We start from the raw sequence: 21,026 nt of genomic DNA, 5'->3' as shown, positions 1-21,026 counted from the left end.
GGTGCATCTTATCGCGTTGAGTCGGTTTTTGGGTTGACCGTCAAGCGTGCTTCCACTATCCTCTGTTCGCGAAAGCGCTCTTTGCGATTTCCTCCTTGGAGCAACAAACAATGTTACATCTCGGTAAAGTGTTGACCGTTGCCACGGGTACGGCGGCGTTAACGCTGACACAGGCGATCGCCGTCACGACGCCCGCGATCGATTCCCTGTTCGCCTCGGAATCGATGCGAGTGTTGGCAACGGCACAAGCCTCGCCGATTACCTACGTTCCCCCCAACCGCGGCCAGCCCCGCCAAACACAAGGGACGGGATCTCGCGGCTGCGAAGATACGTCAGAAGCGATCGCGCTGTCGTTACTCGCCCCCAGCAACCACACGGGCTTGACCGTCTCGGCACGTCCGACGTTCTATTGGCATTTAGAAAATGCTGTTTCCGTTCCCGTCGAGTTTACCCTAGTAGAAGACGACAACCCCAACCCGATTTACGTCCGACGCTTCGATAGCAACGACGCCGGGTTGACGAGTGTTTCTCTCCCCGAGGGACGCGAACTCGAGGAAGGTAAAACCTATCGCTGGACGGTGTCGGTGGTGTGTAATCCCCAACGGCGATCGAGCGATGTCTTCGCTCAAAGCTGGATCGAACGGGTGTCTCCCTCTGCCACCTTAGAAGCCAGTCTCGCCGAGGCAACGACGGCACAAGAAACCGCTCGGGCTTACGCTCGAGAAGGAATTTGGTACGATGTCCTCTCGGAGTTGAATACGGACGACGCGCGGTGGGAAATCGTTCGCTCGGAACGATTAGCCGCAGCCAGCCGCCCGGAATAAGCAGCTCGACAAATCTAATTTAAATAACCCAGAACAGAAGTTTTTAAGGATAATCTAACCCAGGCAAATTTTTAGATTTCCTCGCCAGATTCTCGCTCCCGAGAGTCCGCCGCTAGATCCCCGGTATCTTCAAGATGCCGGGGATTTTAAAATGGGGATTGCGATCGATAGCGGAGTTCGTCTCGACGTTTACGGGTGAATGTCGAGGTTGAGAACGTAACGCCCCAGTTGTAATTTTCCCGTCCACAATTCGTACTCGAGACGTAGGTGTTCGGGGAGCGGATACCCCGACAGTTCGAGATGGCGAGTGTAATTTCGCAGTCGCATTTGACTGGGAGAGTCCACCCCATCACCGCGCAGCCAGTAGCGACTGATGCCGTACATTCCGTTTTCCCACAGATGGCGATAGCTTAAATTGCCTTGTCCTTGCATCGTGGCAATGGCGCGATAGGGGGAAATTTCAAACCATAACAGTCGGGACGGATTGGGTTTAGAAGCGGGGGTGTCACCCGTATCGGGTTCCCAACCGAGAACGGCAGGTTCGTTGAGTAGTAGATGAAACCGTTGTCGGTCTTTTTGATACAGTGTCGCTGTGGTCTCGACAACCGACCACACAGGTAAATCGGTCGAAATCAGCGACAGACACGCAGGCTTGCGGTGGGTCAGCATACGGGGTAGGAGTGTAGGGGCGAAGGCAAAGGGTCGATCGAAGATCGGATGGCGAAAGCAGTGTCAACAGAGCGATCCAGGCGGTGTAAGATCGGTTCCACTGGAATGCTCTGTAGTAAAATCTATGTCTTCCCCCATCGTAACAGTCGAAATCGATCGCGATCGTCAAGATTTAGTTATCGAACCGCCACCGTCCGGTGTCGGACTCCACGGAAAACTGCGCGTTCCTGGGGATAAGTCGATTTCTCATCGCGCTTTGATGCTCGGGGCGATCGCCGAGGGAGAAACGCAAATTCGCGGCTTGCTCCTCGGGGACGATCCTCGCAGTACCGCCGACTGTTTTCGCGCGATGGGGGCGCAGATTTCAGATCTCAACGAAGACATCGTTTTAGTACGTGGGTTGGGAATCGGAAACTTGCAGGAACCGACCGATATTTTAAATGCAGGAAACTCGGGAACAACGCTGCGATTGATGTTGGGATTGTTGGCGTCTCAACCGGGGCGTTTTTTTGCGGTGACGGGAGATAAATCTTTGCGATCGCGTCCTATGTCTCGCGTCGTCACGCCTTTGGAAAAGATGGGGGCGACGATTTGGGGACGGGATGCTGGGAAACTGGCACCTCTGGCGGTTAACGGACGCCAACTCAACCCCTGTCACTATCATTCCCCCGTCGCGTCCGCTCAGGTAAAATCCTGTGTGTTGCTGGCGGGGCTGAGCGTCGAGGGACAAACCACTGTGACCGAACCCGCCTTATCCCGCGACCACAGCGAACGGATGTTACGAGCGTTCGGGGCAGATATTGCGGTAGATGCGGAGACCCACAGCGTTACGGTGACGGGACCGGCGAAGCTGACCGGTCAAACGGTTGTGGTTCCGGGGGATATCAGTTCGGCGGCGTTTTGGATCGTGGCGGCGGCGATCGTTCCGGGGTCGGAGTTGGTCGTGGAAAACGTCGGCGTCAACCCCACGAGAACGGGAGTTTTGGAAATTCTCGATCGCATGGACGCCGATATAACCTTAGAAAACCAACGGGAAGTCGCCGGGGAACCGGTGGCGGACGTGCGGGTGAAGTCCAGTCGTTTGAAGGGATGCGAGATTTCCGGCGATGTGATTCCCCGACTCATCGACGAAATCCCCATCTTAGCAGTGGCGGCGACGGTGGCGCAGGGAACGACGACGATTCGCGATGCGGCGGAATTGCGCGTTAAAGAGAGCGATCGCCTCGCGGCCATGGCAATGGAACTCACGAAGATGGGGGCGAACGTTACCGAACGCCCGGACGGCCTGGAAATCGTCGGCGGATCGGGATTGACGGGGGCGGAGGTAGACAGCTACGACGACCACCGCGTCGCGATGAGTTTGGCGATCGCCGCCCTGCTTGCAAAAAACTCGACGACGATTTATCGGGCAGAGTCGGCCTCGATTTCCTATCCTAACTTTATCGAGACGCTCAGACAGGCGATCGGGGACGTTTAGCAGAACTCAAGCGCGATCGCTGTTTCGGGGAACCGCACACTGGGTTCCCCGTTTTGCTATGGCAGTTTTTGGCTATCTGTTGAATTTAATTCTCAAAAAATTATAGGGTGCGATCGCGCGACTGGTTTTCAGACGAGATGGCAATTGTGTATCGAATCGGCGATCGCCCCGCAAAAACGCTCGCCAGAACTCGATCTCGACCTATCCGAGCCGCTCGAAATTGACAAAACTTTTCAGTTCGAGGGCGGTCATTTTGAAAATCCTCTTCTATAATTGCATATAATTGTCAGTAAAGCGTGTAAGAGAAAGTAGCATGGGTCGTTCCAAAACCAAAACCGGCTTCCGTCTCGAAGGACAGTTTCTCAGCGTCAAACGCAGCGATAACGGGAAACCCAAGGGAATTCAACTGACGACTTCCGACGGAACGGAAAGCGTCAAACTCAGTAAATCCCTCCGTCGCGAGTTCCCCGTTCTCAACGTCGGCGATCGCATCGCGATCGTGGGTCGCGAAAAACGCAACGCCAAAACGGGCAAAATCGAACGGAAAGCCAAGCAAATTCTGACGGTAACGGTTACTCCCTCAGTTTCGCCCACCGCGATCGCGCCTTCCTCAACCGAACGACCCACAGGCAAAATTCTCGTCTGTCAAAAATCCAAATGTCGCAAACGCGGCGGACAAGACATTTATCGCACGCTAGAACGCACCCTAGAAGAACACGGCTTAGCCGATTCCGTGCAAGTTTGCGCCACGGGATGCTTGAAACGCTGCAAAGCCGCGCCTAACGCTGTCGTTCTCCCCGATAAAGCCCGTTACGGGAAATTAAGCCCCGAAGACGTTCCCGCTTGCGTGCGAAAACACTTCGCGATCGCCTCGTGAGGGGAGACAAACGAAGACGCGATCGCGACAACTCCAGTAACACGCGAGGTTCCGCCGTTGCACTCCCGTCGCGCTTACCCAGCAGGCTTCGGGATGGATTCGTTCTCCGATTTCCCTTGTACTTTGCCTCTGCGAAACATCTCGGCGTCCGAACTCGCTCCATCGCAGTGGTAAGACACGGGAAGTTCGATCTGAAACACCGTTCCCCGACCGGGGTGCGAAATGCACTGCAACTGTCCTCGATGGCGATCGACCGCGATTTGATAGGCATTCGCCAATCCCATTCCCGTGCCTCTCCCAATGGGTTTCGTCGTGAAAAAGGGATCGAAAATCTTATCTCGAATCGATTCGTCGATGCCGAAGCCGTTATCGCCGATGGCAATCGCGATCGCTTTACCAAACGCTTCGTTCGATATCACTTCTGTCGTGACTTCTAGACGAGGCGTGAAATCTGGCTCGCGTTTTAACCGTTCCTCCAAGACTTCGATGGCGTTATTGAGCAAGCTCAACACAGCTTGATTGAGCAGACCGGGATAGCATTCAATCTCAGGGAGGTCACCGAGCGCTTTGACGAGGGCGATCGCTCGTCGTTGTGGAGTTGCGCTCAACCGTCCCGACACGATTTCTAAAGTACTCTCGATACCCGCGTTGATGTTGGCTCGTTTGCACTCAGCCTCGTCGAGTCGAGAAAAGCTCCGAAGAGACTCCACGATCTTTTGAATGCGTTTTGCACCCGTTTTCATCGAATCCAGCAAACGGGGAAAGTCTCGTCGGATATAGTCTAAATCGACCTGTTCGATCGCCTCTGCCACCGCCTGCGTGGGGTTGGGATAGTGTTGTCGATAGATCTCCAAGACCTCGAACAGATCGCGGCTGTAATCTTGGGCGTAAGTAATGTTGCCGTAAACGAAGCTCACGGGATTGTTGAGTTCGTGTGCCACCCCCGCCACCAGTTGGCCGAGCGACGCCATTTTCTCCGATTGAATCAGTTGGCTTTGAGTGCGTTGCAGGCGATCGATCGCCTGTTGCAATTCTTGCGCCTTCCCTGCCAACATTTCGTTACTGCGCTTGACCTCGGCGGTGCGTTCCTCAACCCGTCGTTCGAGATCTCGATTCATCGCTTGCAGGGCTTCCGTCACGTGCTGACGTTCGAGTTCCGCCGACGCCCGAGCTGCAAACACTTCGAGAATGCTGCGGGTGCGATCGATATCTTGGGGAGGGTGGGTGTCGATCGCGCAGAGATGTCCCACCACTTCACCCGAGACGTTGAAGAGGGGAAATCCCCAATAGCTCGTTGCTTTCATGCGATCGAGTACAGCATCGCGAGGAAATCGATCCGCGACGCTATCGGCATAATAGCAATCTCGACCGCTGCAAACCACCTGTTCGCAAGGCGTTCCTGCCAAATCGTACTCCTTTTCCTGGCAAAGCTGCCCTTTTTGCCAACTGGCTAGAACCCGTAACTTGTGAGGCGGATCGCCGACAGTTTCCGACACCAACGCATAGGGAACGTCGATCGCTTGGGAAAGATGGCGGACTAATGCGGGAAAAAATTCCTCTCCCGTCACCGATGCTGTTCCCTTGACGATGTTTCGTAAGGCTTCTTCAGTTTGACGGCGGCGATCGACTTCCCGCTCGAGTTTTCGGTTAATCGCTTCAAGTTCTTCGGGAGTTCTTAGGGAGAGAAACCGAGGCAGCAGCGTCACCATCGATCCGGCAGTGTAACAGGAAATGAGAGCCGTAGCAGCCCGTTCGACCCCCGACAGCCAATAGGCAGGATGCCACAACGTCCAAACGTCGAATAAATGGCCGACGCCGCACAACACGATGAACGCACCGAACATGACGAAAACATTCAAAAACGGTATGTCCTGCCGCCGAAACACGAAGTACAGCAGCATCGCCGGAATGGACAAGTAGGCCACGGCAATGAGCGAGTCGCTAACGACGTGCAACCAAACCAGCGGAGTTTGCCACAGGTAACAATGACCGTGCGGCATATACTGCGTCGGTGAAAATAAAGTTTTGACAGTTTCCCACATTACGTTGTTTCAGCCTGGGTTTTTGAGATAAAGCGATCGCAAGCCGATCTCACTCTATCTTCGCAATTTTCCCAAGACTTCTGTAGGAAACTGTCCCGTACGATCGCTCTCTTTACAGAAATTTTTTCGTTCCGAGACCAACTCTCAAAACGAGAAACGCGATCGCGACAACCGCGCCACTATTGCATCGAAAACCGTCGTCCCAACCCTTCAGTGAGGGAGTAACTCATCGCCTGCAACCACAGCCACAACGACGGAAACCGTTTTTCAGCCCAAGGCTGCGCCCAACGACTGAAACGAGGAATCCAACCGAGAATCCAACCCACGAACGCTTCCCAGGTAAAGTTGAGGTAACTTCCCGTCCAGCGCAACATATCCCAAGGACCGGCAAGTTCCCAAATCCATGCCAGCAACTCGGGATTGCGCCACGCAGCTTTCAACGCCAGACGGTTGAACAACAGCCAACTGGTACGGTCTTTAATAAACGTATCGGCCACCTCGGGCGGTTCGTCAGCTAACAAGCCGAAAAAGACGTTCAACATCGAGTTGATGCGTTCCGGGGCGACGGGTTTTCCAGTCGGAACCATCATCCCTTTCGAGAACAGCCACGTCACCGCTACGTTACTTTGATAGGCGCGGATGCGATCGAGGTTGTCCCCGTCTAGCAAATCGTGTTTCAACGCCGTATCCAACAGGCGAGTTAACCGTTCCATGTTCCGAACCAGAGAGCCGAACCCGGTAAAAATTAACGGCGACTGTAACGAGGCTGCATCGCCGATGGCTACCAGTCGATCCCAGGCGACTTGGCGATCGCGACTTCCCTGGCTGAAATGACCGGGAATATAGCCGAAGGTAGCTTTGCGCCATTGCAACTGTTCCATGTCGCAGCGGCGGTACTCCGGCAAAATCTGGAAAAAGTCCTCGTACATTTGCAACAGCGAACCGGGATTTTCCGGGTGAATTTGATGGTAGTGGAACAGATAAATCGTCACCTCACCGTTTTGTCCGGGGAACAACTCCCAAATTAACTGTCGTCCCCGAGAGATATCGCCGTGGGAGTGGAGAACGTCACCGTATCTCGAATCCCACACGTGCGAGGGAAAACCACTCGAAATCACAGCCCCCACCGTCGGACAGACGCTGTTGTACGTGCGGCCGCCGTTGAGTTGCCAGGCGATCGGGGAGGCGCTCCCCATCGCGTCTACGAGGAGGCGCGCTGTCGCCTGTTTGGTGTCTCCCGTGGGGAGGTGGGTGAGGTTAACCGTGGCGCGATCGCTCGTAATCTCAGCGGTAACGAATTCCGTTTCGTCCCAAATTTCGCCCCCAGCCGCTTTGAGTTTGTCGCCACAGAGTTTCAAGAGTTTTTCCGCGTCGACGGCGATATTGAGGACGGTGGGAGTGTGAAGAACCTTTCCTCGGCTTTTCGGTGGGTTGTTGGCGTCGAAAAACTTGTTGAATCCATCTTCGTACTCGCAGGCGATGATGCTGTTGAACTCTTCGGGGGTAAACAGCTTCAGGTCGATGAGACTTTGAAACTCGCCCCGAGAGATGTTCCACTCGCGGTTCATGCGTCCGAAGGGCAACCGTTCGACGAGTAACACGCGATAGCCCAAACGAGCCATGACCGCCGCGTGAATCACGCCTAACGCCCCCCCGATGTAAATCAGATCGTACTCGGGGGATGTAGTCGAGGAAGATGCGTCTGAAGTCTCCTGGGAAAACTCAACGACTGTTTTCGGTTGTTTGGGATGAAGGACTCCCTCCCGCCAGCGTTTTTCCCACCAGTAAACGCGGGTTAAATCGTACTCTCCATCGGGGAACTTTTGGAAATACTTGACTGTTTCTGGATAGTGTGGTAAAAGTGCGTCAAATATCGACTGTTTCGACAAATCGATTTCCGGTAGTTCGGGATACTGTGGCGGAAATGCAGCCATCGCGTCCTGCTTCAGTTGCGCGGCAATCCTCGCTTCACCTGAAATCGAGCGTTCTGCCCAACGGAAGACCTTCAAATACGTGGTTTGTTGTACCGACCACACGAAGACAGACAGTTCCTCGTTGGGAGCCAAGCGCAAACGAAACCCGTCCGGCGTCGCGAATTTTTCACCCTTGGGCGGCTGCCAGGTTTCTTGTAACCAACGGCGTACGCCGACAGTGTCGGGGGTCGGAATTTCCCAGTACAGGAGCTGTTTCATCGATCTGTTCTTCCTCAAAACGATTTAAAACAAACGTGTAAATTCAGATGTCAGTCGTGCCAGGATTCCCTCAACTGCGTGGGAACCCTCCTTTAAGAACTGTAATAGATCGTCCGCTTCGTTTACCGAAGCCGCACCTCGCCGTTTCGCGCGAACGTAACTCGATATGAATTATCCTATCCCAGAGACCCTACAAGAAATGCTCGATCTAGAGCGACACCCGGTCAGTCCCGAAATCGTCGCGTCTGCGATCGCCGGTACGATTAAAATTGCCCGCGACGGTGGAAAAACCCTCGACGACCTCACCACGGAAGTCCTAGCCGACGATCGCCTCCTCGACGCCAACCAGCGAGACTGGCTGCGAAACATTCTCGCCCAAGCCTGGGACGCTTTTACAGTCAACAGCGAGCAGTGAACAGTGAGCAGTGGGGACAGTTAACAGGTAACAGTTTCTTCCTTGTCCCCTCATCACCTCATCACCTCACCTCAAGACCGGCGACTGACGACGATAAGGACACCGCAGACGATGAGGGCGATTCCGAAGAGGCGATCGAGGGGAAGGCTTTCTTTAAAGACGAAGTGACCGATGAGAACGGCGGTGACGTACGCTAAGGCCGTGGCCGGTCCGGCGACACTGAGATGGACGCGAGTTAAAAGTAGAATATAGGCCATCGCTCCGAGACCGTAACAGACTAGACCCGTTAGCAGTTCTGGCGTTAAAAAGACACCGACGACGAACCCCATAATTGACTTGGGATGCGTCGCCCCGAGTTTCAACGCTCCCGCTTTCAGTAAAAATTGACCGAGGGCTGGGGACAGAGTTTAAATTTCTCACTAAAATTGTTTAAACTCACTCAATGTTTAAGCTATCATCAAATCATGAGTAAGTTGAGCATTTCCGAAGCCGCAAAAATCAAAGGAGTATCACCATCGACGTTAAGACGTTGGGAATCAGAAGGGAAATTAATCCCTGAGCGCACAGCCTCGGGACACCGGAGATACTCTATGTCTCAATTGCTCGGTGTTGAATCTCATAGAGCGTACACAATCGGTTATGCACGAGTCAGTAGCCACGACCAGAAACAAGACCTAGAACGTCAAAAGGAAATTATTGAATTGTTCTGCGCTCAAAATGGTTGGGAGCATGAGATTATCCAAGACTTAGGCTCTGGGATGAATTACAGTAAGCGTGGGTTAAAGCGTCTTCTGAGGTTAATCACATCGGGTGAAATCGACAGACTGGTTCTTACCCATAAGGATAGGTTACTTAGATTCGGGTCTGAACTTGTGTTCAGCATCTGCGAGCAGTTTGGTGTAGAGATTGTGATTATAAATCGGACTGAGGATGCCAGTTTTGAGGAAGACTTAGCCAACGATGTGTTAGAAATCATTACGGTGTTTTCGGCTCGTCTTTATGGTAGCCGAAGTGGCCAGAACAAAAAGATGGTTGAGGAGTTAAAAAAAATCAGTGAAAAGCTTTAAGACCAAGCTAGACTTAAATAACCGACAACGAACGCTGATGGCGAAACACGCAGGAGTAGCTCGGCACGCTTGGAATTGGGGACTCGCTACCTGTAAGGAAACATTAGAAGCCGGAGGTAAACTCCCGAGTGCTATAGACTTACACAAGAGATTAGTCGCCGAGGTAAAAAGTCAGAATCCTTGGTACTATGAGGTTTCCAAATGTAGCCCTCAAGAAGCGTTGCGTCACCTCAGTAAAGCGTTTAAGCGAGTTTGGCAAGTCAAAGGAACAGGTTTCCCCAAGTTTAAGAAAAAGAATGTCAAAGATAGTTTTTACCTGGAAGGAAGTATTAAAATTTCCGGTTATTGGGTGAAGCTACCTCGGATCGGTTGGGTAAAAAGCCACGAACAGTTACCGCCAGCCCATCCCAAAAACGTCACGGTCGGGAAGCGAGCAGGGGACTGGTATATTGCCTTCAAAATTGATTTTGAACCCCAAGTCACACCCAAAATAAGAGAGCGGATTGGGGTAGATGTAGGAATTAAAACTCTGGCCACCCTGAGCGATGGTAAAACCTATCCCAATCCGAAAGCTTATCGTCAAGCTCAGAAAAAACTAGCCCAACTTCAGAAAGAGCTTTGCCGCCGTCAAAAAGGAGGTAAAAACCGAGAAAAAACTAAACTCAAGTTAGCTAAAGCCCACAGACGTATCGCGAATATTAGAGCCGACCATCTACACAAGTTAACAACTTACTTAGCCAAGAACCACAGCGAAGTAAAAATGGGTCTTCGGAGTTTGTGGTTATAAATGTATACCATAATACAAAAAATTGAAAATTCGAGAGCCAAAACCCTTGAAATCTCGTGAAGTTAGTTTTTCTGTCACCCTAAACTCCGAAGAGCCGTAAAAATCGAAGACTTAAATGTGTCAGGGATGCTCAAAAATCATAAGCTGGCTGGTGCTATTGCTGATGGTGGGTTTTATGAGTTCCGTCGTCAGCTTGCGTATAAATGCGAGTGGTATGGAAGCAAATTAACGCTAATTGACCCGTGGTATCCCAGTTCGCAGATCTGTTCGAAATGCGGACACCGACAAAAAATGCCCCTGAACAAAAGACAGTATGACTGTCCGAACTGTCACGTCTCCATAGATCGTGATTTAAATGCGGCAATTAATTTGGAAAACGCGGAGAGCTTCGGCCGTGTAAGCCTAGTGATGGAAAGGTCTCGGAAGATCCAAGCTAGGAACTAAACATCAAATGAATAAGTTTGAGTAAGTTTTAGAGAGCGGTGTTCGTTAAAATCGAAACGAGAAACAGTGTAAATTCTTGTGGGGACACGAGAAAAGCGCCAACAGAACAGTAAAGTGCGAAAAAAACTGGGACAGACGTTAGCTACGGGTAAAGTGTATGACGAGTACGAGTCAATCTCGCCAGAAAAGCGATCGCAGCCAAGTTTGGTTGAGAGGTTTACTGGCGATCGCCTGGGCGGATGGAAACTTCGATGAGACCGAACGACAACTCATCGCCGAACTGACTCACGGTAAATCGGACGCCGCCGATCGCGCCGCCGATCTCGAACCCATCTCTCCTGAAGAACTCGCCGCCACCCTGGGAGACGACCCCGACATCGCAGAAAACTTTCTCCGAACGGCGGTCATGGTCGCCATTGCAGACGGCGTATACACCAAAACTGAGGATAAAGTCCTTCACGATTTTTGTGAAGCCTTGGGTCTGCGTCCCGACGCACTCGACGCTCTCCGCCACACCCTCGAAGAACCTGAAGATCTCGACGACATCGAATCGAAAGACAAGTCGGATGACGCCTCTTCCGGCGCGGTTTCGTTAGATCGAAAACCGAAAGACAGTGCTAAAATTAACGTCCTCGCTCCCGTGCGAAACTGGTTGGATAACGTCGAACTGCACGATCCGAAAGTGGCGCGATTCCTCTGTCGGATGATTCCCTCTCAGTGTCCTTTCGAGCGCGACGTCACGCTGTTTGGAAAAAAAGTGGTTCATATTCCAGCGATGTGCAAGTTGAATCCTCTCTACGAACAGTTAGTGGGCTTGCGCTTCCGGGCGTTGTCCTATCTCGCCGACGAAAAGGGCGAAGACGTAACAGCGTATTTGTGATGAGGAGATGAGGGGATGAGGAGAGGATCTGAAATTCTCTCCCAATCTCCCCCCTCTTCCCTGCTCTCTTTTAAGTACCGAGAATGCAATTTATCGATCGCGTTGAAATTGAAGTTGAAGGTGGAAAAGGCGGCGATGGTATGGTGGCCTTCCGCCGCGAAAAATACGTTCCCGCAGGCGGTCCGGCGGGGGGCGATGGCGGACGAGGCGGTTCGGTGTATCTCGTGGCGACCGAACGCCTGCAAACTCTGTTAGATTTCAAATATTCCCATCGCTTTAAAGCCGAAGATGGCAAACGGGGCGGACCGAATAACTGTACCGGTTCCTCGGGAAGCGATCGCTACTTAGAAGTTCCTTGCGGTACTGTCGCCTACGATTTAGAAACTGGGGAAGTCGTCGCCGATCTCATCGAACCTCAACAAACCGTTTGTATCGCCGAAGGGGGACGGGGCGGAAACGGAAACCGCCACTATCTCAGTAACCGCAACCGCGCCCCAGAATACGCCCAGGAAGGACGACCGGGACGCATTCGCCAACTGCGGTTAGAATTGAAACTTTTGGCAGAAGTGGGCATCATCGGACTGCCCAACGCCGGAAAATCCACGTTAATCTCGGTGTTGTCGGCTGCCCGTCCGAAAATTGCCGATTATCCGTTTACGACGCTCGTTCCCAACCTGGGCGTCGTCCGCAAACCGACGGGAGACGGAACAGTATTCGCCGACATTCCAGGGTTGATCGAAGGCGCTCACGAAGGACTGGGGTTAGGTCACGAGTTCCTTCGCCACATCGAACGCACGCGGGTTTTACTGCATCTGATCGACGCGACGGCGGAAGACCCCATCGCGGACTATCAGGTGATTCGAGAGGAATTGCTCGCTTACGGTCGTGGGTTGGAAGACCGACCGCAGATTATCGCGTTAAATAAGTTAGACGCGATCGATCGCACTGACGAGGAACTCGAAGACATCGCGCGATCGCTTCAACCGGAATCACCTTACCCTATCTTTCGAGTCTCAGCCGTCGCGAAAACTGGCCTCGACGAACTGCTTCGGTGCGTGTGGCAAGTTCTCGAAGACCGAGAACCGGAGTTTGTCTGAATTCTCCAAGAGGGGAAGATTGGGAGAGGGGGAGAGGGGAAGAGAATTTCAGATCGTCCCATCATCTCATCGTCCCCTCATCCCCTCGTGGGGTCACGCTTTGCGTTCGACGACTAAGGTTAACCGGGCGACGACTGCACCGAGTGCGCCGACAACCGCCAGCGGTGGAAACAGCAGCGTTCCCAAAGTCGCCCCCGCTAATCCGATGGTGAGGGGGACTTCAAACAGGGTTTTTCCGTCTTCGGTTTTAACGATGACCCGTCGCACGTTCCCTTGATGGACGAGTTCTTGAATTTTCGAGATTAAGGTATCGCCACTGACGCGGAACTCTTCAAAGCTCGTGTCGTTAGTGGTATTGGATTGAGATTGAGTGCGATCGGCTTCAGTGTTGGATTCGGTCTGAAACTCAGACGCATCGGGCGTTTCTGGAGGTTGATAGTTGGGTTCGCGATCGATCGAATCGCTCATGGAAGAAAAGCCCTCGACAAACAAAACATCAGATGCCGCTATCGTACCATCCTCGATTTGGAGCGTCATCTATCGGGAGATAGGGGGATGAGATGATGAGGTGAGAAAACCTTGTTCCCCATTCCCCGTTCCCCGTTCCCCATTCCCCATTCCCCATTAACAAGTTTGAGTTTTGTAAAGATTTGGTAAAGACACCCCACCAAACCACTGACAATGGTTAGGAGACAATTCGGGTTCGACATACCGATTTTCGCTGCATTTCAACGAGCGTCGAACCTGGGTTTCTGGGGACGTTAGTTAGAACGTTGCCGAGTATCGCGCAAAGGACACGACATTATGGGTATTGCGACAATTAATCCCGCTACGGGGGAAACGGTCAAAACGTTCCAACCTTTGACCGATGAGGAGTTAAACCGCAAACTCGATCGCGCCGATCGCACCTTCAAACAATACCGCCGCACGATGATGGTACAGCGATCGAAATGGTTGCGGGCGGCCGCCGATATCTTGGAGCGCGATCGCGCTAAATTCGGCGAAATCATGACCCTGGAAATGGGAAAACCCATCAAAAGCGCCATATCGGAGGTTGACAAATGTGCGCTTGTATGCAGGTATTACGCTGACAATGCCTCCGAATTCCTTGCCGACATCCCGGTTCAAACCGACGCCAGCTTCAGTTACGTCAGTTACCATCCCCTGGGGGCAGTTTTGGCGGTCATGCCCTGGAATTTCCCCTTCTGGCAGGTGTTTCGCTTCGCCGCACCCGCACTGATGGCGGGAAACGTGGGACTGCTCAAACACGCGTCTAACGTGCCGCAATGCGCCTTAGCCATTGAAGAAATTTTCACCGAAGCTGGATTTCCCTCGGGGGCGTTTCAAACCCTTCTCATCGGAGCGAGTCAAGTGGCGAAAGTGGTAGCCGACGATCGCGTTTGCGCCGCCACCTTGACAGGAAGCGAATACGCCGGAATGAGTTTAGCCGAGTGTGCCGGAAAACACCTGAAAAAAACGGTTCTCGAACTGGGGGGAAGCGATCCCTTTATCGTCATGGGAAGCGCGAACCTAGAAGCGGCCGTGAGTACCGCCGTAACCGCGCGGATGTTGAACAGCGGACAGTCTTGTATTGCAGCCAAACGGTTTATCGTCCACGAGTCGATCGCCGAAGAATTCCAAAAACGCCTCTTGGCGAAATTCAAAAATCTCACTCTCGGCGACCCCATGTCAGAAGACACTGACATCGGGCCGTTGGCCACGCCGGGAATTCGCGAGGAACTGCACGAACAGGTCGCAGCTTGCAAAGACAAAGGCGCGAAAGTCTTAATTGGCGGGGAATTGCCCGATCGCCCCGGTAACTTTTACCCGCCGACAATTATCGCCGACATTCCGCCGGGAACCCCAGCTTACGACCAAGAGTTTTTCGGTCCAGTGGCGTTACTGTTTCGGGTGGAGTCGATCGACGATGCGATCGCGCTGGCCAACAGCGTCCCCTACGGCTTGGGAGCGAGTGCGTGGACGGCTGTAGCCGCCGAACAACAACAGTTTATTAACGAACTCGAAGCCGGGGCGGTATTTATCAACGGTCTGGTTAAATCCGATCCCCGGTTACCCTTCGGCGGTATCAAGAAATCTGGATATGGGCGCGAATTGGGTGTTCAAGGTATCCAAGAATTTGTCAACATAAAAACAATTTGGATCGGGCATTAACGCACGTGAGTTCGATAACCAACGGGTTCGCCCTCGCTTCCAACCCTCTGTTGCCGTCCTCCCTCACCTCGGTTAAGGGTGAAATGTCAGGGATGTTCGGGAAAGAAACCGGGGGTGGAAGTGTTGTCGTGAAAACGCAGCGAGGGCGAAACACTGTTGTCGAACCGAATGCCGAACTCGCTCGATCGCATCCATTGAAGGCAATTTATCTAAACCGAATTTTAGAGGGCGGTGGGAACCCGTTTGAGGTTCGATCGCGTCGGCGAAAGTGCGACGCACCCACCGCGCGATCGCGGAAGCGGAACGGAGTTCTTTCACAACCCCGAACCGTCCAAACGTTCGTATTCCCTATCCCATTTCACATCCAATCTCATACCCAAACTCAGATAAGGGGGTCTCATGAACACGGCCGAACTACTGGTCAAGTGCCTCGAAAACGAAGGCGTGAAGTATGTCTTCGGTTTGCCCGGTGAAGAAAATATGCAGGTTCTCGAAGCCCTGCGAGAATCTTCAATCCAATTCATCACCACCCGTCACGAACAAGGTGCGGCGTTCATGGCAGACGTTTACGGACGTCTGACGGGAAAAGCAGGGGTTTGTCTGTCTACCCTGGGACCGGGCGCAACGAATCTCATGACCGGAGTTGCTGACGCCAACCTCGACGGTGCGCCTCTCGTGGCGATTACGGGGCAAGTGGGAACCGATCGAATGCACATTGAATCCCATCAATATCTCGACTTGGTGGCGATGTTCGCCCCCGTCACTAAATGGAACTCCCAAATCGTCCGCCCCAGCAACACCCCGGAAATCGTTCGGAAAGCCTTTAAACGGGCGCAACGGGAAAAACCGGGAGCGGTTCACATCGACTTACCCGAAAATATCGCTGCTATGCCCGTCGAAGGTGCGCCGTTAAAGTGCGACAAAAAGGAAAAAATGTATGCGTCGTACAAGAGTCTCAACAACGCCGCTACCGCTATTTCTCGGGCGAACAATCCGTTAATTTTGGTGGGGAACGGCGCGATTCGGGACAACGCCAGCGACGCCCTCACGGAATTCGCCACTCGGTTGAACGTCCCCGTGGCGAATACGTTTATGGGGAAAGGCGTTATGGCCTACACCCATCCTCTGGCATTGTGGACGGTGGGGTTACAGCAGCGGGACTACATTAGTTGTGGTTTCGACAACACCGATTTAGTCATTGCGGTGGGATACGATTTAGTCGAGTACTCGCCCAAGAAGTGGAATCCCGACGGGAAGATTCCCATCGTTCACATCAGTACCACCTCGGCGGAAATTGACAGTAGCTACATTCCCTTGGTGGAAGTGGTGGGGCATATTTCCGACTCCCTGAACGAAATTCTGCGTCGTTCCGATCGCTCCAGCAAACCCGAACCCCACGCTGTATCCTTGCGAGACGACATCCGGGCTGATTACGAACAGTACGCCAACGATCTCGAGTTTCCCGTCAAGCCTCAGAAACTCATTTACGATGTGCGGCAAGTGATGGGGCCGGACGATATCGTCATTTCCGATGTGGGAGCGCATAAAATGTGGATGGCGCGTCACTACCATTGCGATCGCCCCAACACTTGCTTGATTTCCAACGGCTTCGCGGCGATGGGGATTGCCATTCCCGGTGCGATCGCTGCCAAACTGGTACATCCCGATCGAAACGTCGTGGCAGTGACGGGAGACGGCGGATTTATGATGAACTGCCAGGAACTCGAAACCGCGTTGCGTGTGGGAACGCCGTTCGTGACGATTATTTTTAACGACGGCGGTTATGGTTTGATCGAGTGGAAACAAGAAGCCCATTACGGGCGATCGTCCTTTATTGAATTCGGCAATCCCGACTTCGTGAAATTTGCTGAAAGCATGGGTTTGAAGGGCTATCGCGTCGAATCGACCGAATCCTTCGTTCCCATTTTGCGCGAAGCCTTAGAACAAGAGGTTCCTGTGGTCATTGACTGTCCGGTTGACTATCGTGAAAACGCTCGCTTTTCCGCGAAATCTGGCGGTTTAAGTTGCCCGATGTAGGGGGTTCTCTCGTTCTCTCCTCGTTCCCAGGCTTATGTTTGGGAACGGGGAAGTCAACAGATCTGTAGGGCTTGCTGAAACTTGCTGAAAAAGTATTAACGTTAAAGTTAGGGAAGGGAACAGCGGAGCTGTGAATCGGAGGTGGAGGAATGCGAGTGGCTCGCGATTTTCTCTCGAATTTTAGCCCCATTATGGCCGACAACTCGAGACTTGTTTCAGATCGATGAACTTAAAGTCTTTGTTTCATTCTTACTGAACTGCAAATTCCGTATATTTACGCAGTGAAGGCGGATGAAATGCCAAGACAATTTTCTCTTTCGGAACCCCTAACTCCACTAACTGATTCGCAAGACCCTGCTCGGTTCCATCTTGGTAAATCCAGATTTTACTGTCGATAATTTCCGCGTGTAAAACGATGCCGTAAAGCGGTGTGGAATCGAACCAACCCACGTAAATTAAAAGATATCGATCGCGCTCTCGGTCGAAAACGAGTTTGGCGTCAACCCGTTTGTCCCAAATATTTGCCGCGCGATCGCTCAACAGTTGGGTAATAAACTGCCGATATTGCGCTAAGGTATCCATTTTACAATTTCCTCTCGATCGATATCGTAAACAATGAGGTTGATATGATGTTCTTTTTGTGAATTCTCGATAAAAGAAAGTCGAAAAAATTTTTCGTAGGTTATTCGAGGAACGGCAAGATATAATTGTCGTTCTTTTTCTTGGATGGTCAATGCCGATCGATACACTAAAAATTGACCGAGCGCACTATAAAACTCCGTAATTTGAGAAGACCCTAAAAAGCTTTTAATTTCAACCGCAATTTTTCGACCGTTTCGTTCGGCAGCGATCGTCTTTTCTGCACCGAGATCGATCGCTAGATCGAACGTCCCCGCTTGGAGTGGATAGGGATCGTGCGTAATGTTCCAGTCTTCTTTAATCAGTGCCGTTTTGACAACTTGATGAAACGCATCTCGCGCTGACATAGCTCCACCGACACTCAAACGATTGCTTGTCTATTTTATTAGATTTATTTTATACTACAATAGAAGAAATCGAGCAACATTGTTAACTCTCGTAATATCCTCAACTTGAGGACTAACGTTGTGACCTCGACTTTAGCGATCGAACGGCTGACGCTGTACGACTTAGAAGAACGCTTTGGTTTGCAAGAAGAATGCGATCTGGCGTTTTTTTCAGAATGGCATGGAATGCAACTCCAGTTGTCAGATTCCGAACGAGAACGTTTGGCGAGAATTTGCGCCGGATATGCCAACTTAGAACGACGTGGACTGTTAGAGAAAACCGTCGAACTGCTGGTGTTAGCGCCGCTTTTAGACTTAGCTGGATTTTTTCTCCCACCGTTTTACATCGAAACCGAAAAACCCGTTCGCGTGAAAGCCACCGACGGAAGCATGATGATTAGCGGACGCTTAGACGTTCTCGTGGTGTGCGATCGCCTGTGGATTTTAGTTATTGAATCCAAACGGGGGGAGTTTTCCTTAAAAGTGGGAATTCCCCAAGTGTTAGGATATATGCTATCAGCAGAAAAGCCTCAACCCGTGCGATACGGAATGGTGACCAACGGCGAAAGTTTCCAATTTCTCAAGTTATCGATGGGAGAGACTCCCCGCTACGGGCGATCGAATACGTTTCTTCTCGGACAAGATGCGGGATTGGAAACGACGCTACAAATCCTCAAGTATTTGGCGACTTTACTGGTGGCGGAGTAGATTACGCGATCGCGACATTTAACACATCTTTCGTTGTCAACGCCAACTCGGGAAACACCGACGACACCAAAGGCTGACCCCCCGTAAACCGCTGGAGTTGATACTCTCCTTCCACAAGCTGACAAATCGTGATTGTCGGTTGCTTGGGAGTTCCGAGATAGCGCACCGCACCCAAGGCGCGATAGTCTACGATCCAGTACTCTGCAATCCCCATCGCCTCGTATTCAACAAATTTGTGTCCGTAATCGTCTCGCCAGTTGGTACTGACGACTTCCACCACCAGCGGAACCGTTGCGCCGTTTTGAATGACTGAAGTGGTTTTCCAAAGAGATTCCTGGGGAATTTGCGAGCGATCGAGTACGATGACATCTGGCTGATATCCCGATCGCGGTGCGTTGGGTTTCAACACGCAAGTTCGCGGAATCGAGTAGGGAAGCCGTTGTCGCCGAATCTCGAAATTGAACTCCGCCACTAAAAACCCCGCAATATCTTCGTGAGTTCCCGTTGGTAACACCTCAACGACTTCTCCTTCAATGAGTTCGTAACGCTTCCCGTCGTCGGGATACCACGCCACGAATTCGTCAAAACTCATCGGTTTGGTTTGAACGAACATCGTTTTAATTGGGGTTTGTCGTTAATCCTTGGCGAAATCTCTTAATCGCCTGGGTGAGCGATCGAACTCGAACGCACTCCTCAATTAACTATAAATCCAAATTCGGTAAAATCTCGCTGCGATCGCGGTCTTCGTATGGGTGCATCTCAAAAATGTAAATCTATACGAGAGAATAAGGATTTCAGCCTCCAATTCTCATGTTTTTGCAAAACTGAGATGCACCCAGATACGGTATCTTATCTAGATGGCTTTTCAAATCTAAAAATAATGAATCAAATAACTGCTCGAATCACTCAAATAATGTTTGGACTCGTTCCTGTTTTAACAACTGGCTGCGTTCAAATTTTCGATTATACGGGGCAAATCGCACTGACCGGAGATGTTTATGAGATTTTTGAACGCTTTGAGGTCAACTCAGACGATATTAGTTGTCGTCCCGTTTCAGGGCATCGAATGGGATTTTGCTCTTTTACACCGTCTTCCGAAGAAGTCGATCGGTTAGTGAGAGAACTCGCTCTCGAACCTGAAGATGTCTATAATCCAGTTTCTTTTCCCGAGCGCTCCGAACGCTCAGAACCTATACCGAGGAGTGTCGTTCTGAAGATTACAGGTTTACGAGGAGAAATTTCCGAGTTAGAGATGGGATGTATGACTCTAGAGCCTTTTGAAGAGAGAACTTCGGTTGAAGCCTATGGCTCTTACGGACAGGATGCTTCGATCCGAGAATTGAATCTAAGCGGTGGTTCTCGCTTTGAAAGTCTTTTCTTGCTCTACAATGTAGAGACGGGCGAGGCTTGTCTTCAAGCCGGTTATGGCTACGGTTAATGTCTAGATTTGGCTTTGAAGTCGAGTCATAAAACTCATTAGATTTCCGAACAGCTTACCAGATCGTCGAGATCGCTGGCAGAGTCTTGGGGATGGACGAAGCGAGTGAAGCTAACGGGACTTAAACGGTAAAAAAGGTAAAATAAAAGCAAAACCCTTGACTGACAAGGATTTAAGGTGGAGAGTGTCCCCATGAGAGAGACCACCCCAGCCGCTATGCCACCCTGCTTTGAGAAGTGGTGCAAGCGTTTCGACCCCGACTTCAAAACCCAAGCACAAAAAAAGGGGTTTAGAACACTATTTGGGAGGATTACTCGGGGAAAGCCAGCGAAAAAACATAAACTCAGATGGCAAACGACTCGGTGGGAGTGGTTTACAACCGCTTACATCATTTTATAACGGAATCCCCTTGGGAGGAGAAGCGTATTAACGAACGTCGTTTAAAGGTGGTGGACTCCTGCCATCAAACCCGAGTGGGTCGGGGATTTGCCTTGCTGCTCGATGATACAGGACATCGAAAAAGCGGCAACTTCACCGCAGGTGTGGGAAGACAGTACATCGGAGAAATCGGCAAGCTCGACAACGGAATCGTGGCGGTAACGACCCCATCTCTATGATGGCAAAAAAAATTTGCCTCTGGATGTAGAAATCTATCAGCCAGCCAGTTCCTTACCCTCAGGCAAGAAAGATCCCTCTTTCAAAAAGAAACCCGAAATCGCCTTAGAATTAATTGACCGGAGTTTAAAGAGAGGGTATCGACCGGGAATCGTCCTCATGGAGGGTCTTCGCAAAACAAGGTGATAAGAAAAACTTATTAAGTAAAGCAAGACAGAAAGCGCATTCGCATATTTTCAAAATTTATAAAGCCATAAGCT

General features: G+C 51.5%; 21 protein-coding genes and 2 pseudogenes. 14 read left to right on the top strand and 9 right to left on the bottom strand.

Annotated elements, in window-relative coordinates:
* Nucleotides 1-110: 110 nt before the first annotated feature.
* Complete coding sequence (locus tag GEI7105_RS0118395) at nt 111-824, top strand: DUF928 domain-containing protein (RefSeq protein WP_017661900.1); 714 nt, start codon at nt 111-113, stop codon at nt 822-824.
* A 189-nt stretch (nt 825-1,013) separates the two neighbouring features.
* Here GEI7105_RS0118395 and GEI7105_RS0118390 read toward each other — a convergent pair whose 3' ends face one another.
* On the bottom strand, nt 1,014-1,493 hold the full coding sequence (locus GEI7105_RS0118390) for a hypothetical protein (RefSeq protein WP_017661899.1): 480 nt from the start codon (nt 1,491-1,493) through the stop codon (nt 1,014-1,016).
* A gap of 124 nt (nt 1,494-1,617) precedes the next feature.
* Here GEI7105_RS0118390 and aroA point away from each other — a divergent pair, with 124 nt between their 5' ends.
* The 3 genes from aroA to GEI7105_RS31210 all read left to right on the top strand — a co-directional run bounded on the left by aroA (nt 1,618) and on the right by GEI7105_RS31210 (nt 3,847).
* Nucleotides 1,618-2,970 carry a 3-phosphoshikimate 1-carboxyvinyltransferase gene (gene aroA, locus GEI7105_RS0118385; protein WP_017661898.1) on the top strand — a complete coding sequence of 451 codons (1,353 nt, stop codon included), beginning with the start codon at nt 1,618-1,620 and terminating at the stop codon, nt 2,968-2,970.
* Between the two features lie 144 nt (nt 2,971-3,114).
* Complete coding sequence (locus GEI7105_RS40540; RefSeq protein WP_017661897.1) at nt 3,115-3,243, top strand: hypothetical protein; 129 nt, start codon at nt 3,115-3,117, stop codon at nt 3,241-3,243.
* 40 nt (nt 3,244-3,283) lie between these two features.
* Nucleotides 3,284-3,847, top strand: coding sequence for a (2Fe-2S) ferredoxin domain-containing protein (locus GEI7105_RS31210; RefSeq protein ID WP_017661896.1), 564 nt, complete (start codon nt 3,284-3,286; stop codon nt 3,845-3,847).
* Between the two features lie 74 nt (nt 3,848-3,921).
* Here the strand turns inward: GEI7105_RS31210 and GEI7105_RS31205 are convergent, their stop codons facing one another.
* Together GEI7105_RS31205 and GEI7105_RS0118365 are read right to left on the bottom strand one after the other, a co-directional pair.
* The gene (locus tag GEI7105_RS31205) at nt 3,922-5,889 is read right to left on the bottom strand and encodes a GAF domain-containing sensor histidine kinase (RefSeq protein WP_017661895.1); all 1,968 of its coding nucleotides are present in this window, start codon (nt 5,887-5,889) and stop codon (nt 3,922-3,924) included.
* A gap of 179 nt (nt 5,890-6,068) precedes the next feature.
* Nucleotides 6,069-8,081, bottom strand: a complete 2,013-nt coding sequence (locus tag GEI7105_RS0118365) for an NAD(P)/FAD-dependent oxidoreductase (protein WP_017661894.1) — start codon at nt 8,079-8,081, stop codon at nt 6,069-6,071.
* A gap of 166 nt (nt 8,082-8,247) precedes the next feature.
* On the opposite strand from GEI7105_RS0118365, the gene GEI7105_RS0118360 reads away from it, so the two are divergent.
* Nucleotides 8,248-8,496: a hypothetical protein gene (locus GEI7105_RS0118360; protein ID WP_017661893.1), complete on the top strand. Its 249-nt coding sequence runs from the start codon at nt 8,248-8,250 to the stop codon at nt 8,494-8,496.
* A gap of 71 nt (nt 8,497-8,567) precedes the next feature.
* Here the strand turns inward: GEI7105_RS0118360 and GEI7105_RS31200 are convergent, their stop codons facing one another.
* The gene (locus tag GEI7105_RS31200; RefSeq protein WP_017661892.1) at nt 8,568-8,825 is read right to left on the bottom strand and encodes an EamA family transporter; all 258 of its coding nucleotides are present in this window, start codon (nt 8,823-8,825) and stop codon (nt 8,568-8,570) included.
* Nucleotides 8,826-8,960: 135 nt separating this feature from the next.
* Here GEI7105_RS31200 and GEI7105_RS0118350 point away from each other — a divergent pair, with 135 nt between their 5' ends.
* From GEI7105_RS0118350 to obgE, 4 genes and pseudogenes are all read left to right on the top strand, one after another.
* Nucleotides 8,961-9,563, top strand: coding sequence for an IS607 family transposase (locus GEI7105_RS0118350; protein WP_017661891.1), 603 nt, complete (start codon nt 8,961-8,963; stop codon nt 9,561-9,563).
* A pseudogene (locus GEI7105_RS40000) lies at nt 9,550-10,794 on the top strand (RNA-guided endonuclease InsQ/TnpB family protein). Before GEI7105_RS0118350 ends, GEI7105_RS40000 begins: the two are co-directional and overlap by 14 nt.
* Nucleotides 10,795-10,951: 157 nt before the next feature.
* Nucleotides 10,952-11,674 carry a Mo-dependent nitrogenase C-terminal domain-containing protein gene (locus GEI7105_RS0118340; RefSeq protein WP_017661890.1) on the top strand — a complete coding sequence of 241 codons (723 nt, stop codon included), beginning with the start codon at nt 10,952-10,954 and terminating at the stop codon, nt 11,672-11,674.
* Nucleotides 11,675-11,757: 83 nt separating this feature from the next.
* Nucleotides 11,758-12,771, top strand: a complete 1,014-nt coding sequence (obgE, locus tag GEI7105_RS0118335; RefSeq protein ID WP_017661889.1) for a GTPase ObgE — start codon at nt 11,758-11,760, stop codon at nt 12,769-12,771.
* Nucleotides 12,772-12,864: 93 nt separating this feature from the next.
* Here the strand turns inward: obgE and GEI7105_RS0118330 are convergent, their stop codons facing one another.
* Nucleotides 12,865-13,239: a DUF4342 domain-containing protein gene (locus tag GEI7105_RS0118330; protein ID WP_035493343.1), complete on the bottom strand. Its 375-nt coding sequence runs from the start codon at nt 13,237-13,239 to the stop codon at nt 12,865-12,867.
* A gap of 336 nt (nt 13,240-13,575) precedes the next feature.
* On the opposite strand from GEI7105_RS0118330, the gene GEI7105_RS0118325 reads away from it, so the two are divergent.
* Nucleotides 13,576-14,943, top strand: coding sequence for an NAD-dependent succinate-semialdehyde dehydrogenase (locus tag GEI7105_RS0118325; protein ID WP_017661887.1), 1,368 nt, complete (start codon nt 13,576-13,578; stop codon nt 14,941-14,943).
* A gap of 72 nt (nt 14,944-15,015) precedes the next feature.
* Here GEI7105_RS0118325 and GEI7105_RS37555 read toward each other — a convergent pair whose 3' ends face one another.
* Nucleotides 15,016-15,261, bottom strand: coding sequence for a hypothetical protein (locus tag GEI7105_RS37555; RefSeq protein WP_144053862.1), 246 nt, complete (start codon nt 15,259-15,261; stop codon nt 15,016-15,018).
* An 81-nt stretch (nt 15,262-15,342) separates the two neighbouring features.
* Here GEI7105_RS37555 and GEI7105_RS0118315 point away from each other — a divergent pair, with 81 nt between their 5' ends.
* Nucleotides 15,343-16,980: an acetolactate synthase large subunit gene (locus tag GEI7105_RS0118315; RefSeq protein WP_017661885.1), complete on the top strand. Its 1,638-nt coding sequence runs from the start codon at nt 15,343-15,345 to the stop codon at nt 16,978-16,980.
* Between the two features lie 249 nt (nt 16,981-17,229).
* Here GEI7105_RS0118315 and GEI7105_RS0118310 read toward each other — a convergent pair whose 3' ends face one another.
* Both GEI7105_RS0118310 and GEI7105_RS0118305 read right to left on the bottom strand, forming a co-directional pair.
* A complete protein-coding gene (locus tag GEI7105_RS0118310; protein WP_017661884.1) occupies nt 17,230-17,562 on the bottom strand; it encodes a XisI protein in 333 nt (110 codons plus the stop codon).
* The gene (locus GEI7105_RS0118305) at nt 17,550-17,966 is read right to left on the bottom strand and encodes an element excision factor XisH family protein (protein ID WP_017661883.1); all 417 of its coding nucleotides are present in this window, start codon (nt 17,964-17,966) and stop codon (nt 17,550-17,552) included. Before GEI7105_RS0118305 ends, GEI7105_RS0118310 begins: the two co-directional genes overlap by 13 nt.
* Nucleotides 17,967-18,086: 120 nt before the next feature.
* Here GEI7105_RS0118305 and GEI7105_RS0118300 point away from each other — a divergent pair, with 120 nt between their 5' ends.
* The gene (locus GEI7105_RS0118300; RefSeq protein ID WP_017661882.1) at nt 18,087-18,713 is read left to right on the top strand and encodes a hypothetical protein; all 627 of its coding nucleotides are present in this window, start codon (nt 18,087-18,089) and stop codon (nt 18,711-18,713) included.
* A gap of 1 nt (nt 18,714) precedes the next feature.
* On the opposite strand, the gene GEI7105_RS0118295 is transcribed toward GEI7105_RS0118300, so the two are convergent.
* A complete protein-coding gene (locus GEI7105_RS0118295; protein WP_017661881.1) occupies nt 18,715-19,326 on the bottom strand; it encodes a Uma2 family endonuclease in 612 nt (203 codons plus the stop codon).
* 135 nt (nt 19,327-19,461) lie between these two features.
* On the opposite strand from GEI7105_RS0118295, the gene GEI7105_RS0118290 reads away from it, so the two are divergent.
* Together GEI7105_RS0118290 and GEI7105_RS35170 are read left to right on the top strand one after the other, a co-directional pair.
* The gene (locus tag GEI7105_RS0118290) at nt 19,462-20,151 is read left to right on the top strand and encodes a hypothetical protein (protein ID WP_017661880.1); all 690 of its coding nucleotides are present in this window, start codon (nt 19,462-19,464) and stop codon (nt 20,149-20,151) included.
* Between the two features lie 192 nt (nt 20,152-20,343).
* Nucleotides 20,344-20,931: pseudogene (locus GEI7105_RS35170) on the top strand (IS701 family transposase); the annotation flags it as partial.
* Between the last annotated feature and the right edge of the window lie 95 nt (nt 20,932-21,026).

It is taken from the genome of Baaleninema simplex PCC 7105 (assembly GCF_000332355.1).
Lineage (GTDB): Bacteria > Cyanobacteriota > Cyanobacteriia > Cyanobacteriales > Geitlerinemataceae > Baaleninema > Baaleninema simplex.
Note: the sequence above shows the minus strand (reverse complement) of the source record. Positions and strands in the feature narration are given on the sequence as shown.

What these genes read in the sequence shown, in the direction of transcription:
- GEI7105_RS31210 (WP_017661896.1), top strand. Translation starts at nt 3,284, where the DNA reads ATGGGTCGTTCCAAAACCAAAACCGGCTTCCGTCTCGAAGGACAGTTT.
- GEI7105_RS0118315 (WP_017661885.1), top strand. Translation starts at nt 15,343, where the DNA reads ATGAACACGGCCGAACTACTGGTCAAGTGCCTCGAAAACGAAGGCGTG.
- GEI7105_RS0118340 (WP_017661890.1), top strand. Translation starts at nt 10,952, where the DNA reads ATGACGAGTACGAGTCAATCTCGCCAGAAAAGCGATCGCAGCCAAGTT.
- GEI7105_RS31205 (WP_017661895.1), bottom strand. Translation starts at nt 5,889, where the DNA reads ATGTGGGAAACTGTCAAAACTTTATTTTCACCGACGCAGTATATGCCG.
- GEI7105_RS0118330 (WP_035493343.1), bottom strand. Translation starts at nt 13,239, where the DNA reads ATGAGCGATTCGATCGATCGCGAACCCAACTATCAACCTCCAGAAACG.
- GEI7105_RS0118350 (WP_017661891.1), top strand. Translation starts at nt 8,961, where the DNA reads ATGAGTAAGTTGAGCATTTCCGAAGCCGCAAAAATCAAAGGAGTATCA.
- aroA (WP_017661898.1), top strand. Translation starts at nt 1,618, where the DNA reads ATGTCTTCCCCCATCGTAACAGTCGAAATCGATCGCGATCGTCAAGAT.
- GEI7105_RS0118325 (WP_017661887.1), top strand. Translation starts at nt 13,576, where the DNA reads ATGGGTATTGCGACAATTAATCCCGCTACGGGGGAAACGGTCAAAACG.
- GEI7105_RS0118395 (WP_017661900.1), top strand. Translation starts at nt 111, where the DNA reads ATGTTACATCTCGGTAAAGTGTTGACCGTTGCCACGGGTACGGCGGCG.
- GEI7105_RS0118360 (WP_017661893.1), top strand. Translation starts at nt 8,248, where the DNA reads ATGAATTATCCTATCCCAGAGACCCTACAAGAAATGCTCGATCTAGAG.
- GEI7105_RS0118365 (WP_017661894.1), bottom strand. Translation starts at nt 8,081, where the DNA reads ATGAAACAGCTCCTGTACTGGGAAATTCCGACCCCCGACACTGTCGGC.
- obgE (WP_017661889.1), top strand. Translation starts at nt 11,758, where the DNA reads ATGCAATTTATCGATCGCGTTGAAATTGAAGTTGAAGGTGGAAAAGGC.
- GEI7105_RS0118310 (WP_017661884.1), bottom strand. Translation starts at nt 17,562, where the DNA reads ATGGATACCTTAGCGCAATATCGGCAGTTTATTACCCAACTGTTGAGC.
- GEI7105_RS31200 (WP_017661892.1), bottom strand. Translation starts at nt 8,825, where the DNA reads ATGGGGTTCGTCGTCGGTGTCTTTTTAACGCCAGAACTGCTAACGGGT.
- GEI7105_RS0118305 (WP_017661883.1), bottom strand. Translation starts at nt 17,966, where the DNA reads ATGTCAGCGCGAGATGCGTTTCATCAAGTTGTCAAAACGGCACTGATT.
- GEI7105_RS0118290 (WP_017661880.1), top strand. Translation starts at nt 19,462, where the DNA reads ATGGGTGCATCTCAAAAATGTAAATCTATACGAGAGAATAAGGATTTC.
- GEI7105_RS0118295 (WP_017661881.1), bottom strand. Translation starts at nt 19,326, where the DNA reads ATGTTCGTTCAAACCAAACCGATGAGTTTTGACGAATTCGTGGCGTGG.
- GEI7105_RS0118390 (WP_017661899.1), bottom strand. Translation starts at nt 1,493, where the DNA reads ATGCTGACCCACCGCAAGCCTGCGTGTCTGTCGCTGATTTCGACCGAT.